This window comes from Kitasatospora purpeofusca (assembly GCF_000718025.1).
Classification (GTDB): Bacteria; Actinomycetota; Actinomycetes; order Streptomycetales; family Streptomycetaceae; genus Kitasatospora; species Kitasatospora purpeofusca.
This window is the reverse complement of the sequence record NZ_JODS01000030.1, coordinates 21173-35330: the sequence shown is the minus strand read 5'-3', so window position 1 is coordinate 35330 and position 14158 is coordinate 21173. Positions and strand designations below refer to the sequence as shown.

The window sequence follows — 14158 nt, the reverse complement described above, 5'->3', positions numbered from 1 at the left end:
GGCCGCCCGTTCGTGCCCCTAAAGTAGGCAGGCATGCAGGTCATCCAGTCCAGCAAGCTCGCCAATGTCTGTTACGACATCCGCGGTCCGGTGCTCGAAGAGGCCATGCGGCTGGAGGAACAGGGCCACCGCATCCTGAAGCTCAACACCGGCAATCCGGCACTGTTCGGCTTCGACGCGCCGCCGGAGATCCTCCAGGACATCCTGCGCAACCTCTCCTCCGCGCACGGGTACGGCGACTCCAAGGGCCTGCTCTCCGCCCGCCGCGCCGTGGTGATGCACTACGAGGAGCGCGGGCTGCACGGCCTGACGGTCGAGGACGTCTTCCTCGGCAACGGCGTCTCCGAGCTGATCCAGCTGGCGATGACCGCGCTGCTGGACGACGGCGACGAGGTGCTCGTCCCCGCCCCGGACTACCCGCTGTGGACGGCCTCCGTCTCGCTGGCCGGCGGCACCGCCGTCCACTACCGCTGCGACGAGCAGTCCGACTGGTACCCGGACCTCGCCGACGTCGAGGCCAAGGTCACCGACCGGACCAGGGCGATGGTGGTGATCAACCCCAACAACCCCACCGGCGCGGTCTACCCGCGCGAGGTGCTGGAGGGGCTGGTCGCGATCGCCCGCCGGCACCAGCTGGTGATCTACGCGGACGAGATCTACGACAAGATCCTCTACGATGACGCCGAGCACGTCCCGCTGGCCACGCTGGCACCCGACCTGTTCTGCGTCACCTTCAACGGCATGTCCAAGTCCTACCGGGTCGCGGGCTTCCGCTCGGGCTGGATGGTGCTCTCCGGGGACCGCACCCGGGCCCGCAGCTACGTCGAGGGCCTGACCGTCCTGGCCTCGATGCGGCTGTGCGCCAACATGCCGGCCCAGCACGCGGTGGCCGCGGCGCTCGGCGGGCGGCAGTCGATCAAGGACCTGGTGCTGCCCGGCGGGCGGCTGCTGGAGTCCCGGGACGCCGCCTACCGGCTGCTCAACGAGATCCCCGGGGTCAGCTGTGTGAAACCGAGGGGCGCGCTGTACGCCTTCCCCCGGCTGGACCCGAAGGTGTTCAAGATCAAGGACGACGCACGGATGGTGCTCGACCTGCTGCGGGCCGAGCGGATCCTGCTGGTCCAGGGCTCCGGCTTCAACTGGCCCGAGCCGGACCACTTCCGGCTGGTCACCCTGCCGCGCGCGGAGGAGATCACCGACGCGGTCACCCGGATCGGTGTCTTCCTGAGCGGCTACACCCAGCCGTAGCGCCCCCGCAGCGGGGCGTTCCGGAACACCGGGCCCGGCCGCGGCGCACTCGGGGCACTCGGGGCACTCGGGGCACTCGGAAAAACGCTACGGCCGGAGTCCCGGTCGGGCGATCTCCTTGGTCGGGGAAAGATCGTCCGTCGGGTCTCCGGCCGTCCTGTCGCTGACCGGTGCGCGTTTCGTGCGGCACACCGGTCTCTCTACCGCTCCTGCTGAGGCTCAGGCTCAGCCGAGGCGGGCGACCAGGTCTCGGTACTCGTCCCACAGCTCGGTGGGCGTGTGCTCACCGAACATCTCCAGGTGCGCGGGGACGAGCGCGGCCTCCTGACGCCAGATGTCGGCGTCGACGGTGAAGAGCAGGTCGAGGTCCTCCTTCGACAGCTCCAGGCCGTTCAGGTCGAAGCCCTCGACGGTCGGCAGCACGCCGATCGGGGTCTCGACGCCCTCGCCCTTGCCCTCCAGGCGCTCGACGATCCACTTGAGCACGCGGCTGTTCTCGCCGTAGCCCGGCCAGACGAACTGGCCGTCGGCGTTCTTGCGGAACCAGTTCACGTAGTAGATCTTCGGCAGCTTGGCGGCGTCGGCCGCGGCGCCGATCTTCAGCCAGTGGGCGAAGTAGTCGCCCATGTTGTAGCCGCAGAACGGCAGCATCGCGAACGGGTCGCGACGCAGCTCGCCGACGGTGCCCTCGGCGGCGGCGGTCTTCTCGGAGGCGATGTTGGCGCCCAGGAAGACACCGTGCTGCCAGTCGCGGGACTCGGTCACCAGCGGCACGGCGGTGGCCCGGCGGCCGCCGAACAGGATCGCCGAGATCGGCACACCCGCCGGGTCCTCCCACTCGGGGGCGATGGTCGGGCACTGCGCGGCCGGGACGGCGAAGCGGGCATTCGGGTGCGCCGCCGGGGTGCCGGACTCCGGCGTCCAGTCGTCGCCCCGCCAGTCGATCAGGTGGGCCGGCTTCTCGTCGGTGAGGCCCTCCCACCACACGTCGCCGTCGTCGGTGAGCGCGACGTTGGTGAAGACGGTGTTGCCCCAGAGGGTGTCGATCGCGTTGGCGTTGGTGTCGACACCGGTGCCCGGCGCGACGCCGAAGAAGCCGGCCTCGGGGTTGATGGCGTACAGGCGGCCGTCGGCGCCGAAGCGCATCCAGGCGATGTCGTCGCCGATCGTCTCGACCTTCCAGCCCGGGACGGTGGGCTGGAGCATCGCCAGGTTGGTCTTGCCGCAGGCCGACGGGAAGGCGGCGGCCACGTACTTGACCTCGCCCGACGGCGGGGTGAGCTTCAGGATGAGCATGTGCTCGGCCAGCCAGCCCTCGTCGCGGGCCATGGTCGAGGCGATGCGCAGCGCGTAGCACTTCTTGCCCAGCAGGGCGTTGCCGCCGTAGCCGGAGCCGAAGGACCAGATCTCGCGGCTCTCCGGGAAGTGCGAGATGTACTTGGTGCTGTTGCACGGCCACGGCACGTCCGCCTGGCCCTCGGCCAGCGGGGCGCCGACGGTGTGCACGGCCTTGACGAAGTCGCCGTCCTCGCCGAGCTGGTCCAGCACCGCGCGGCCCATGCGGGTCATCACGCGCATCGACACCGCGACGTAGGCGGAGTCGGTGATCTCGACGCCGTACGCGGCCAGCGGGGAGCCGACCGGGCCCATCGAGAACGGGACGACGTACATGGTGCGGCCCTTCATGGCGCCGCGGAACAGGCCCTGCTCGCCCTGGAAGATCTCCCGCATCTCGGCGGGGGCCTTCCAGTGGTTGGTCGGGCCGGCGTCCTTCTCCTGCTCGGAGCAGATGAAGGTCCGGTCCTCGACCCGCGCCACGTCCGTGGGGTCGGAGGCGGCGTAGTAGGAGTTGGGTCGCTTGTCCTCGTTGAGCTTCTTGAAAGTGCCCTGGGCGACGAGCAGGTCCGCGAGGCGCTGGTACTCCTCCTCGGAACCGTCGCACCATTCGACGCGGTCCGGCTGGGTGATCTCCGCGATCTCGCGCACCCACGCCAGCAGGCGCTGGTGGCGGGTCGGCGCGGCGCTGAGAGCAGCCGAGTTCTCGTTCGACACGATCGCTCCGTTTCACGCCATCCCGGCGGGGAGACGGCGTAGCGGGGGTTGAGGGTGCTTGCAGCGTAGCTCCGCACCTTGGGCCGGAACGCGGCAAGAAGGCAAAGTTGACGCATCTTTTACTACAGTAAGGATGATTACCAGCCAGTAGCAGTGCACTGCGAGGGGCCTCGCACCCCCTCCACCCCCTCCGCCAATGCTCCAAAACGTCCAAGTCGTGATGAGCGCCACTTCCTACGGGTGGGTAACCTACGGATCCGTAGGTAGCGGGTAGCATGCGGCTCATGACTGCTGAGCTCCTGGAGAGCGCGGAGCGTGCGCCGCTCAAGCCGAAGTGGCGCGGTTGGCTGCACGCCGGAATGTTCCCCGCCACCGTGGCCGCCGGGATCGTGCTGATCTGCCTGGCCGAACCCGGGGCCCCGAGAGTCGCGTGCACGATCTACTCGGTCAGCGCCTGGCTTCTCTTCGGGGTCAGCGCGGTCTACCACCGGTTCACCTGGGGCCCGCGCGGAGACGCGATCCTGCGCCGGCTGGACCACGCGAACATCTTCCTGATCATCGCCGGCAGCTACACGCCGTTCACCATCCTGCTGCTGGACGGCGCCGCCCGGCAGGTGCTGCTCTGGGCGGTCTGGGGCGGTGCGCTGGCGGGGATCGCGTTCCGGGTCTTCTGGGTCGGCGCGCCGCGCTGGCTGTACACGCCGGTGTACATCGCGCTGGGCTGGGCCGCCGTGTTCTACCTGCCGGACTTCCTGCGCACGGGCGGGGTCGCGGTGATAGTGCTGATGATCGTCGGCGGGGTGCTCTACAGCATCGGCGGCGTGGTGTACGGGCTCAAGCGGCCCGACCCGTCACCCCGCTGGTTCGGCTTCCACGAGGTGTTCCACGCCTTCACCCTCGGGGCCTTCATCACCCAGTACGTCGGCGTCTCACTGGTGGCCTACAGCGCGGCCGGCTGAACCCGGCGCCCCATGACGGGCGGTCGACCGGTCGTGCGACCGGACGGCCGCCCGTTCCGCTGTCCACTCCCGGACCGGGCGCTCGTGCGACGCCCGCTCGTGCGGCGCGTGCTCGTACGACCCGTGCTCGCGCGGCCCCTCGCGCCGACGCTCGCGCGACCGGTCGTGGTGGTCGTGACGGTCGTACGCGTGCGGGGTCCGCGGCTGGCGCCCGGCCTGCCGCGCGTCGATCGCCTCCCGGGCCCGGCGGCAGCGCTCGCAGTGCGCGGCGTCCACCGTGCCGCCCGCCGTCCGATGGCCCTTCGGCGCCGCCCGGCGGTCCGGCTCGGGCGCCTGGCGGAGCAGCCGCCAGCGCCGGCCCACGTACACCATCAACAGCAGCACCTCGACCCCGGCGACCAGCAGCACCAGTGCGGCACCGTTGATCAGATAGGCCGCGACCACGGCCAGCGCCGAGGCAACCACCACTGCGGCGCCCCAGATCTGGGCACCCGACTCCCGATCGGCCATTTCGGCTTCCCCTTCCTGCGCCGGGCTCGTGGTCGGCCCGTGCCGCCCCACCCCTTCTCCGCTCTCGGCACGCACCGGTCCGCACTGACCGACGGCCACATGGTATCTACCGACAGTCACCCGTAACCGCCCAAAGGCGGCGAACGACAGATCAACGTTGCGTCAATTCCCCGTGCGGAACGCGCACTTCCAGGACACATCACGGAGAGTAGTCGATTCGGAACCATGATTCGGCATTGACGGGCGCCCATATTCTGGGAGTTACTGTCATTTGACAGAGACTCCCCTTTGCAGGCCCCGGAGGTTCCCGTGTCCACCCCGCCCACCGACCAGGCGGCCCCACCCGGGCCGGACCCGCGGCGCTGGCTCGCCCTCGTCGCGGTCGCACTCAGCGTCCTCGTGATCAGCTTCGACATGACGGTCCTGAACGTGGCCCTGCCCACGCTCGCCTCGCAGCTCCAGGCCACCACCGGGCAGCAGCAGTGGATCGTCGACTCCTACACCGTGGTGTTCGCCGCCGTGATGCTCCCGGCCGGGCTGATCGGCGACCGCTTCGGCCGCCGCTTCACCCTCACCCTGGGCCTCGGCCTGTTCGGCCTCGCCTCGGCCGTCGGCATGCTGGCCGACAGCCCGGGCACCCTGATCGCCGCCCGGGCCGCGATGGGCCTGGCCGGCGCCCTCGTCATGCCGATGTCCATGGCCGTGATCCCCGGCCTCTTCCCGCCCGCCGAGCAGCGCCGCGCCACCGCGATCCTGGCCGCCGCGCTGGCCGTCGGCACCCCGCTCGGCCCGCTGATCGGCGGCTTCCTGCTCCAGCACTTCTGGTGGGGCGCGATCTTCGCGATCAACCTGCCGCTGGTCGTGATCGGCATCACCGCCTGCACCCTGCTGCTGCCGGAGACCCGCAACCCGGCCGCACCCCGGATCGACCTGCCCGCCACCCTGCTCGGCGCGGGCGGACTGGCCGCGCTCACCTACGGCATCATCGAGAGCCCCGAGCGCGGCTGGAGCGACCCGCTGGTGCTCGGCACGGTCGGCGGCGCGCTGGTCGCGCTCACCGCGCTGGTGCTGCGCAGCCGGCGGCAACAGGCCCCGATGCTCGATCTGGCCCTGCTCGCCGACGGCGGCTTCCGCTGGTCGACGGTGGCCGCGACGCTGGTGTCACTGGTCCTGTTCGGTGCCTTCTTCGTCCTCCCGCTGTACTTCCAGAGCGTCCTCGGCGCCGACGCCTTCGGCACCGGTCTGCGGCTGATGCCGATGATGCTCGGCCTGATGGTGGCCGCCCGGCTGAGCGACCGGCTGGTCGCCCGGACCGGCCCCCGGGCCGTGATCGTGCTCGGGCTGGCCCTGCTGGCCGGCGCGCTGCTGATCGGCAGCCGCACCGAGGTCTCGGACGGCTACGCCCTCGCCGCGGTCTGGCTCACCCTGCTCGGGGTCGGCATGGGCCTGTCCCTGATCACCGCGCAGGCCACCGCCCTGCTCACCCTGCCGCCCGCCCGGGCCGGCGTCGGCTCGGGGCTGCTGCAGACCTTCCGCCAGGTCGGCGGCGCGATCGGGGTGGCCGTGTTCGGCAGCCTGCTGGCCGACTCCTACCGGGGGGCGCTGGACACCGGCGGGCTCGCGGCGGGCGCGGCCGAACGGGCCGGACGCTCGGTGGTCGCCGCCGACGCGGTCGCCGCCGCGACCGGCGACCCCGCCCTGGCCGCCTCGGCGCACGGTGCCTATGTGCACGGGATGACGGTCGTGCTGCTGGTCTCGGGGGTGATCGCGGTGCTGTCGGCGGTGCTCGTGGCGCTGCGGATGCCGGCCACCGAACCCGCCAGGGCCACCGCCCAGCAGGAGCCGGCCGCCGCCGGGGGTGCCGGGGCCGGGAGTGCCGCCGCCGGAGCGGCCGCGCCCGCCGGGGAACCGGGAGAGCCCGGGCAGGCCGTCGTGCCCGCGACCGATCACGGATAATCGAAGACATGAGCGCACCGCAGTCGGCAACGGCACCTCCGGCCGGAACGGGCAACCCGATCCAGGCGATGCTGGAGGCGCCGTTGTCGCTGCGCGAGCGGAAGAAGCTGAAGACCCGCCAGACCATCCGGCGCGAGGCCTACCGGCTGATCGCCGAGCAGGGCTACGAGAACACCACGGTCGACCAGATCGCGGCCGCCGCCGAGGTCTCCCCGTCCACCTTCTTCCGGTACTTCGCCACCAAGGAGGACCTCGTCCTCACCGACGAGTACGACCCGGCGATGATCGACGCCCTGCTCGCCCGCCCCGCCGACGAACCGTTCCTGCGGTCCTGCCGGGAGGCCCTGATCGGGCTGCTGCGGCAGCTGCTGGAGCACGAGCGCGAGGAACTGCTCGTCCGGATGCGGCTGACCAAGGACGTGCCCGCGCTGCGCGCCCGGATGATCGACAGCGGCAATGAGTCCCAGCAGCTCTACCTCACCGCGTTGACCCGGCGGGCCGGGGTGCGGGAGCCCACCTACGCGATGCGGATCATCGCCGCCGCGATCGGCGGCGCCACCACCGAGACCGTGCTGCAGTGGGCCGAGGGCGGCGGCACCGAGGACATCGTCGAACTCGTCCACCGCACCTTCGCGATCCTGGAGGACGGGTTCAGCGAGGCGTGACGCACGGCAGGACCGGCGGCCGGGCTCAACGCCCCGCCGCCGGTCCGCCGTCCGGGCCGATCCGCTAGCCGCGCGGATCCGCCGAGCGCACCGCCGCCCGCCGCCGGAGCGCCAGGCCCGCGCCCGCGAGCGCGGTGACGCCCAGGGCCGCGACCGCCGTCACGGCCGGCAGCGCGCTGCCGCCGTTCACCGGTGCACCGGCGGCCTGCTGGGCGCCGGGCTCGTAGCCGCCGCCCTTGCCCGCCCGGTCGTACGCCGAGCCGGGCAGCTTGTCGCCGTACCGCTGCCGGACCAGCCCCTGGTACGAGGCCAGGCTCACCCCGGCCTCGCCCACCGAGCGGCGCGCCTCGTCGTCCAGCGGCAGCACCCGGCCGTCCCGCAGCACGTACCAGGCGTTGATCTGCGGCTCGCGGAACGCCGTGCCGCCACCGCCGGCCGCCGCCCGCGCCGCGTAGTCGCTCTCGTCGCCGCCGGTGGCGATGTTGACGACCCGCCAGCCGCCGTTCTGCTTGACCGTCCAGACCGAGGCGATCCGGCCGTCCGCCGCGACCACCTTGCTCGCGGTGAACTCGGCCCGGGCCACCGGGGCGCCCGGGGCGCCGGACACGAAGTCCGCGTCCAGCAGGTAGACCGGCACGGTGTCACCGGCCAGCCTGGGCGCGGCGGCGGCCGCACCCGAAGCCTCCTCGGCCGCCCCGACCGTCAGCTGCCCGGTCGACGGGGCGCCCTTGCGGGCGAAGAACCGGCCCACCTGGTCCAGCACCGCCGGACTCTGCACCGCGCCGCGGGCCTGGGCCAGCTCCGCCGCGGGCACCGGCTCGGGCACCCCGCCGGATCCGGCCGCGGAGGCGGCCGGGGCGAGGGCCAGGCCGAGGCCGGCGGCCAGCAGGACGACCGTCGCGCCGCGGACGGCCGCGGCATCACGCATGCTGCTCATGTCGCCCCTCACGCGCCGATCCGGTACAGGGAGTGGGTCCAGGAGAACGTGCCGTTCGACACGTAGTAGTTGTAGTCCGCCCAGTTGTAACGGGTGTTGGACGGCCACGGGTCGCCCCAGTAGACCCAGTTGTTGGAGGTGTCGAACCCGTAGACCACGTGCATGTGGCCGCCGCCGGAACTCCACTGGATCCGGGTCTCGATCGGCCGGTTGGCGTTCACCTCGGTCTGCACCGTGCTGTAGCGCAGATAGCCGGTGACGTAGGAGCCCGGGTTGATGCCGACCCAGCTCAGGCCGTTCTGCACATCGCCCAGCGTGGCCTGGCTGTTGGGGCAGCTGGAGTTGGTCGAACGGCCGAACGCGGCGTTGCAGAACTGGTTCTGGCTGTAGGTGTAGCCGTACCAGGTGGCGATGGTGTTGCCGCTCGCCGCCCAGCACCAGTTGGTCTGCTGTTGCTGCTGCATGGTGATGTTGAGCTTCTTGAAGGTGCCGGCCAGATCGGCCGTGGCACCTGCGGCCGCGGGCTGTACCCGCTGGGCCTGGACGGAGGCGGACGAGGCCGTGGGGGTGGCCTGGGCCGGCGTGACGGCCGCGACGCTGAGCGCCGGGCCGAGGACGCCGAGTGCGAGCACCGAGACGGTGCGACGCAGGCGTGTCCGTGCGACTGACATGGGGGATTGTCCTCCTTGCGACAGGCAGAGGAGTCGAGAGGTGTGGGGGTGCGGTCCGGATCGCGCCACCGAGCATCGCGCTGTTGACATGGCCGGTCAACGCCCCTCGGAGCCCCTTCCACCGGGTGTGAACGCACCCGCCCCGTTGTGAACGCCGGCCCGGGAACCCCAGCCAGTCACGCCCCGACCGGTGACAAACCCCCCTCCACATGTGAATATTCACGACCGACCGGGCCAGCCCCGTCCGCCCCCGAGGAGGCCGCATGCAGCGGACCGACCACCCCGACCTCGCCACCGCGCTGCGGACCGGCCCGTTCCACCTCGCCCTGCGCACCGCCATCGCCGTCCGGGGCCTCGCCCTGCACCGGGTCCGCGACCACCTCGCGCTGCGCGGCGTCCACATCGGGGTCACCAGCCTCAGCTACTGGCAGCAGGGCCACCGCCGCCCCGAGCGGCCGGAGTCGCTGCGCGCGGTACGGGAGTTGGAGCGGGTCCTGGACCTCCCCGCGCACTCCCTCACCAGACTGCTGGGCCCCCGGCGCGGCACACCCGCCGAGCCGGCCGGCCCGCCCGTCCGCCCCTACCGCGACCTCATCAGCCCGGCCACCGCCGTCGACGACCTGCTCACCGAGCTGTCCAGCCCGCGCGACACCGGCCTGCACACCATCACCCACATCGAGCGGATCCGGATCGGTGCCGACCGCCAGCTGCGGCGCCGCGACTCCCAGCACGCCCTGCGCGCCCACCGGGACGGGATCGACCGCTACCTCGCCATCCACCAGGGCGACCCCGGCAGCGACATCACCCGGGTCGGCGTCCGCGCCGAGGAGAACTGCCGCCCCGGCCGCATCCGCCGCGACCAGGCCCACGACCTGCTGGTCGCCGAACTCCTGCTGGACCGGCGGCTGCGCGCGGGCGACACCCACCTGCTCGGCTACGGCTTCGACGACGCCCCGTCCCCCACCCCCAGCTGCGAGTACGTCCGGGGCTTCAACTCGGGCGCCGGGCAGTACGTCCTCCAGATCACCTTCCACCCCGCGGCGCTCCCCGTCCGCTGCCACCGCTTCGCCCGCCGCTCCCCCGCCGAACGGCCCTACGAGACCGAGGAGCTGACCCTCGACGGCCACCACTGCGTCCATCTGGTCGCGACCGCCCTGCGGCCCTGCCTCCTGGGCATCAGCTGGGACTGGGAGTAGCCGGACCGCACCGACCCCGGCGCCGGCCCCGACCCGGCACCGGCGGCTACTGGTCGTACCGGCCGGGGTCCGACGCCAGTCGGCGGGCGTCGTAGCGAGGGTCGACGGTGCCGAACAACCGGTCCCAGACCGTGGTGTAGAAGCCCAGGTTGACCGAGGGGTCATGGTGGTGGCCGACATGGAACATCGGCAGCGCCACCCAGCGGAACACCGGCAGCCGCCGGACCCGGACCGGGAACGGCTCCACCCCGAGGTGCCCGAGCAGACCGAAGACCAGATTGACGCCGATGTAACCGGCCAGCGCCGCGGCGGACATCCCCGGCCAGAGGCAGAGCACTGCGATCCAGGCCCCGCCGAAACCCAGCACCTCCAGCGGGTGCAGCACGAACAGGGTGGCCGGGCGCGGGTCCGGGTAGGCGTGGTGCAGCTCGTGCGCCAGCCGGTAGAGCCGACGGCGGTGGGCCAGCCAGTGGCCGCCGTACATCAGCGCGTCCATCACCAGCGAGAACAGCAGCAGATCGGCCAGCGCCCGCGGCCCGGTGCCCGCGGTGAGCCGGATCGGACCGGCTCGCCAGAGCAGCCAACCGACCAGCCCCAGGGCCGAGTTGAGCAGCACCGCGACCACCGTCAGCAGCCGTTCCCGGCCTTCCGGCGGCGCGGGGGCCGGGGTCAGCCGCCGGTCGCCGAAGCGGCGGACCAGCCAGCCCCCGACCAGCAGGGCCACCACGAACAGCGCGAGGTTGCCGGCCAGTGCTCCGACCGCCGCCTCCAGCGGCCCCAGCCGGGCCGCCCGTGCGAGTACCGCGTCCACCGTCGCGCCCCCTCCGCCCGCCTGCCCTGCCCTGCCCTGCCCCACCGGTCCGACGCCGGCCCGGCGCCGGTGGTTCCCGCTCCCGCAGCTGTCGGGCGGCGGCAGGCGAGCCTCAGTCGCCGAAGGCCAGCTCCACACAGTCCTCCACCGGCCGGTAACCGATCTGCTGGTAGATCGAGTTGCTGGTCGGATTGGCGAGGTCGGTGTAGAGCAGCACCTCCGCCGCACCCCGGGCGAGGGCGGCGGCCGAGGCGGCCGCCGTGACGCCGCTGGCGTAGCCCCGGCCCCGGGCGTCGCCCGGGGTGTAGACCGGGCCGATCCGCGACATCCCGGCGATCACCGCGCTGGCCCCCGCCACCGCGACCGGCCGCCCGCCGTCCTCCCACAGGTGCAGCTGGCCGGCGGCGGTCCGGTCGTCCACCACCGTCGCGAGGTTGGGTATCCGGATGTCCACCTCGTCGGCGAACTCGGCGAACCAGCGGATCAGCAGCTCGCGGTCGGCCGCTCCGGCGAGCCGGGACCGGCCGGACGGCGGACGCGGCGGATCGGCCAACTCGCCGAGCCGGTAGAGCCGTTCGTTCGTCCTGACGGTGCTCGTGGTGCCGGTGGCCTCGGCCCAGGCGGCCCCGAAGGCCAGCGTCGCGGGCGCACCGCCGGCCACTCCGGTGAGCGTCGCGGACCCGGCCGGCCGGGCGGCCGGCTCGGTGGCCAGTTCGGCGGCCAGTTCGGCCGCGGCCGATTCCGGCATCAGCCCCAGCCGCGGGGTGAACGGCGGCGTCCGCAGGAAGGCACCGGCGACCGGCCCGTCCGGCTCGGCGCTCCACCAGCCGAACACCGGCACGCCGTCGCCGTAGTAGTGCGGGCCGCGCGCCGCCAACCGGTCGGTGATCGTGAGCAGGACGGTGTTCTCGGCCGGGTGCGCGGCGAGGAACCCGCCGGCCCGGGCGCGGAAGTCGTCGAGGGAGCTGCTGATGGTCCAGGGCATGTCCCATGCTCCCCCGGCTCCCGCGCCTCCCACCACCGCATTTCCACTGCCGCTCTGCTGCTGCTCCTCTGCTGCCGCTCTTCTATTGCCGCTCTTCTACTGGCCGGGCACGTCCTGGAGCGCGCCCAGCCGGGTGGCGAGCACAGCCGGGTCGGTGGTCGGGGCGTCGCAGGTGAAGTGGCGGCAGACGTACGCGGCGGGCGCGCCGTCGACCAGCGGTCGGCCGGCCAGCAGCGGGACGTCGTCGCTGCCCGCGCCCGGCTCGCCGAACGCGACCACCGCGCCGGGCGCGGTGCCCAGCAGCGCGGTCCGGCGCAGCGCGGCCGTCGCCGGGTCGCCGGCCGGACCGATCACCGCGACCTCGCGCGGCCCGTCGGCCAGCGCCTCGGCGGCGGCCAGGCCCCAGCCGACGAACCGGGGCGCGCGGGGGGCAAGCGCCCCGACGATGCCGAGCGCCCGCTCGGCGGCGGTCCGGTGGCGCTCCGAACCGGTGTAGGCGGCGTAGCCGAGCAGCGCGTTCGCGGCGGCGGTCCAGCCGGACGGGGTCGCGTTGTCGGTCGGGTCCTGCGGGCGCCGGATCAGTTCCTCGGCGTCGTCGGCGGTGTCGTAGAGGGCGCCGGTCGCCTCGTCGGCGAAGTGCTTGAGCACCGTGTCGAGCAGCCCGCCGGCCAGCTGGAGCCACTCCGCCTCGCCGGTGACGGCGTACAGCGCGAGGAAGCCCTCGGCGGTGTCGGCGTAGTCCTCCAGCACCCCCGCGTTGGCGCCGGGGCGGCCGTCGCGGGAGGTGCGCAGCAGCCGGCCGTCGGGCGTGAGGTGGACGGCGAGCAGCAGGTCGGCGGCGCGTTCGGCGGCGGCGACCAGGTCGGGGCGGTCCAGCAGGGCGCCGGTCTCGGCGAGGGCGGCGATCGCGAGGCCGTTCCAGGCGGCGACCACCTTGTCGTCCCGGGCGGGCGCCGGGCGCTCCGCGCGGGCCGCCAGCAGGCGCGCCCTGATCGCCTCGTACTCGGCGGGGTCCTCGGGGTCGGCGAGGAGCTGGAGCACGGAGGTGCCGTGCTCGAAGGTGCCCTCGGCGGTGACCGAGAACAGCCGGGCGGCGGTGGCCGCGTCGGCCGGACCGAGCAGGTCGACCAACTGGCCCGGCTCCCAGACGTAGTAGGCGCCCTCGCTGCTGGCGCCGGTCTCCTCGTCGAGGCTGTCGGCGTCCAGCGCGGAGGCGAACGCGCCCTCGGGGGTGCGCAGTTCGCGCAGCAGGAAGTCCGCCGTGGAGAGCGCCGTCCGGCGGGCCAGCGGGGAGCCGGTCGCGCGCCACAGGTGCAGGTACGCGCGGAGCAGCAGCGCGTTGTCGTAGAGCATCTTCTCGAAGTGCGGTACCACCCAGCGGGCGTCCACCGCGTACCGGGAGAAGCCGCCGCCGAGCTGGTCGTGGATGCCGCCGCGGGCCATCGCCTCGCCGGTGCGGACGGCCATCTCCAGCGCCGCCTCGGAGCCGGTCCTGGCGTGGTGGCGCAGCAGGTACTCGATCACCATGGCCGGCGGGAACTTGGGCGCCCCGCCGAAGCCGCCGTGCCGCTCGTCGAAATCACGGCTGAGCCCGACCAGCGCCTCGTGCAGCTCGGCCTCCCCGGGCGGCGTGTGCACCCCGCTGCCGACCGCGTACACGGAGGCCCGCTCGGCCAGATCGGCCCGGATCCGCCCGGCGACCTCGCCGACCTCGTCCCGGCGGTCCCGCCAGGCCGCGTGCACGCCCTCCAGCACCTGCCGGAACGAGGGCATGCCGTGCCGGGGCTCGGGCGGGAAGTAGGTGCCGAAGTAGAACGGCTCCTTCCCGGGCGTCAGGAAGACGGTCATCGGCCAGCCGCCCTGCCCGGTCGCCGCCTGGACCGCCTCCATGTAGACGGCGTCGACGTCCGGGCGCTCCTCCCGGTCGACCTTGACGGCGACGAACCGCTCGTTGAGGTACGCCGCCGTGCCGTCGTCCTCGAAGGACTCGTGGGCCATCACATGGCACCAGTGGCAGGCGGCGTACCCGACGCTCAGCAGTACCGGTACGCCGCGGCGCTCCGCCTCGGCGAAGGCCTCCGGTCCCCACGGCCACCAGTCGACCGGGTTGTCGGCGTGCTGCTGCAGGTACGGCGAGGTGGCGTCGGCGAGGCGGTTCGGCATGCCCC

The 14158-nt window shown here is 73.1% G+C and carries 12 protein-coding genes; 5 read left to right on the top strand and 7 right to left on the bottom strand.

Annotation, left to right across the window (positions count from 1 at the left end):
- Window positions 1–33: 33 nt before the first annotated feature.
- Window positions 34–1248: a pyridoxal phosphate-dependent aminotransferase gene (locus IF01_RS0131865; protein ID WP_030397073.1), complete on the top strand. Its 1215-nt coding sequence runs from the start codon at window positions 34–36 to the stop codon at window positions 1246–1248.
- Window positions 1249–1473: 225 nt separating this feature from the next.
- On the opposite strand, the gene IF01_RS0131860 is transcribed toward IF01_RS0131865, so the two are convergent.
- Window positions 1474–3300 (bottom strand): phosphoenolpyruvate carboxykinase (GTP), encoded by a 1827-nt coding sequence (locus IF01_RS0131860; protein WP_030397072.1) that lies wholly within the window; start codon window positions 3298–3300, stop codon window positions 1474–1476.
- Window positions 3301–3575: 275 nt separating this feature from the next.
- Between IF01_RS0131860 and trhA the strand changes: the two genes are divergently transcribed.
- Entirely contained in the window at window positions 3576–4259 is a 684-nt protein-coding gene (trhA, locus tag IF01_RS0131855) for a PAQR family membrane homeostasis protein TrhA (RefSeq protein WP_030397071.1), read from the top strand.
- On the opposite strand, the gene IF01_RS0131850 is transcribed toward trhA, so the two are convergent.
- Entirely contained in the window at window positions 4230–4769 is a 540-nt protein-coding gene (locus IF01_RS0131850; protein ID WP_030397070.1) for a hypothetical protein, read from the bottom strand. The two genes, trhA and IF01_RS0131850, sit on opposite strands and share 30 nt — an antisense overlap.
- Before the next feature lie 309 nt (window positions 4770–5078).
- Here IF01_RS0131850 and IF01_RS0131845 point away from each other — a divergent pair, with 309 nt between their 5' ends.
- Window positions 5079–6725 carry an MFS transporter gene (locus IF01_RS0131845; RefSeq protein WP_051756605.1) on the top strand — a complete coding sequence of 549 codons (1647 nt, stop codon included), beginning with the start codon at window positions 5079–5081 and terminating at the stop codon, window positions 6723–6725.
- An 8-nt stretch (window positions 6726–6733) separates the two neighbouring features.
- A complete protein-coding gene (locus IF01_RS0131840; protein WP_030397068.1) occupies window positions 6734–7390 on the top strand; it encodes a TetR family transcriptional regulator in 657 nt (218 codons plus the stop codon).
- Between the two features lie 64 nt (window positions 7391–7454).
- On the opposite strand, the gene IF01_RS0131835 is transcribed toward IF01_RS0131840, so the two are convergent.
- A complete protein-coding gene (locus IF01_RS0131835; RefSeq protein ID WP_030397067.1) occupies window positions 7455–8327 on the bottom strand; it encodes a hypothetical protein in 873 nt (290 codons plus the stop codon).
- 8 nt (window positions 8328–8335) lie between these two features.
- Window positions 8336–8998 (bottom strand): papain-like cysteine protease family protein, encoded by a 663-nt coding sequence (locus tag IF01_RS0131830; RefSeq protein WP_030397066.1) that lies wholly within the window; start codon window positions 8996–8998, stop codon window positions 8336–8338.
- A gap of 263 nt (window positions 8999–9261) precedes the next feature.
- On the opposite strand from IF01_RS0131830, the gene IF01_RS0131825 reads away from it, so the two are divergent.
- Entirely contained in the window at window positions 9262–10194 is a 933-nt protein-coding gene (locus tag IF01_RS0131825; protein WP_030397065.1) for a hypothetical protein, read from the top strand.
- A gap of 46 nt (window positions 10195–10240) precedes the next feature.
- Here the strand turns inward: IF01_RS0131825 and IF01_RS0131820 are convergent, their stop codons facing one another.
- The 3 genes from IF01_RS0131820 to IF01_RS0131810 all read right to left on the bottom strand — a co-directional run bounded on the left by IF01_RS0131820 (window position 10241) and on the right by IF01_RS0131810 (window position 14153).
- Window positions 10241–11005, bottom strand: coding sequence for a sterol desaturase family protein (locus IF01_RS0131820; RefSeq protein WP_063764345.1), 765 nt, complete (start codon window positions 11003–11005; stop codon window positions 10241–10243).
- A gap of 112 nt (window positions 11006–11117) precedes the next feature.
- Window positions 11118–11990, bottom strand: a complete 873-nt coding sequence (locus IF01_RS0131815) for a GNAT family N-acetyltransferase (RefSeq protein WP_030397063.1) — start codon at window positions 11988–11990, stop codon at window positions 11118–11120.
- Window positions 11991–12086: 96 nt separating this feature from the next.
- The gene (locus IF01_RS0131810) at window positions 12087–14153 is read right to left on the bottom strand and encodes a thioredoxin domain-containing protein (protein WP_030397062.1); all 2067 of its coding nucleotides are present in this window, start codon (window positions 14151–14153) and stop codon (window positions 12087–12089) included.
- Between the last annotated feature and the right edge of the window lie 5 nt (window positions 14154–14158).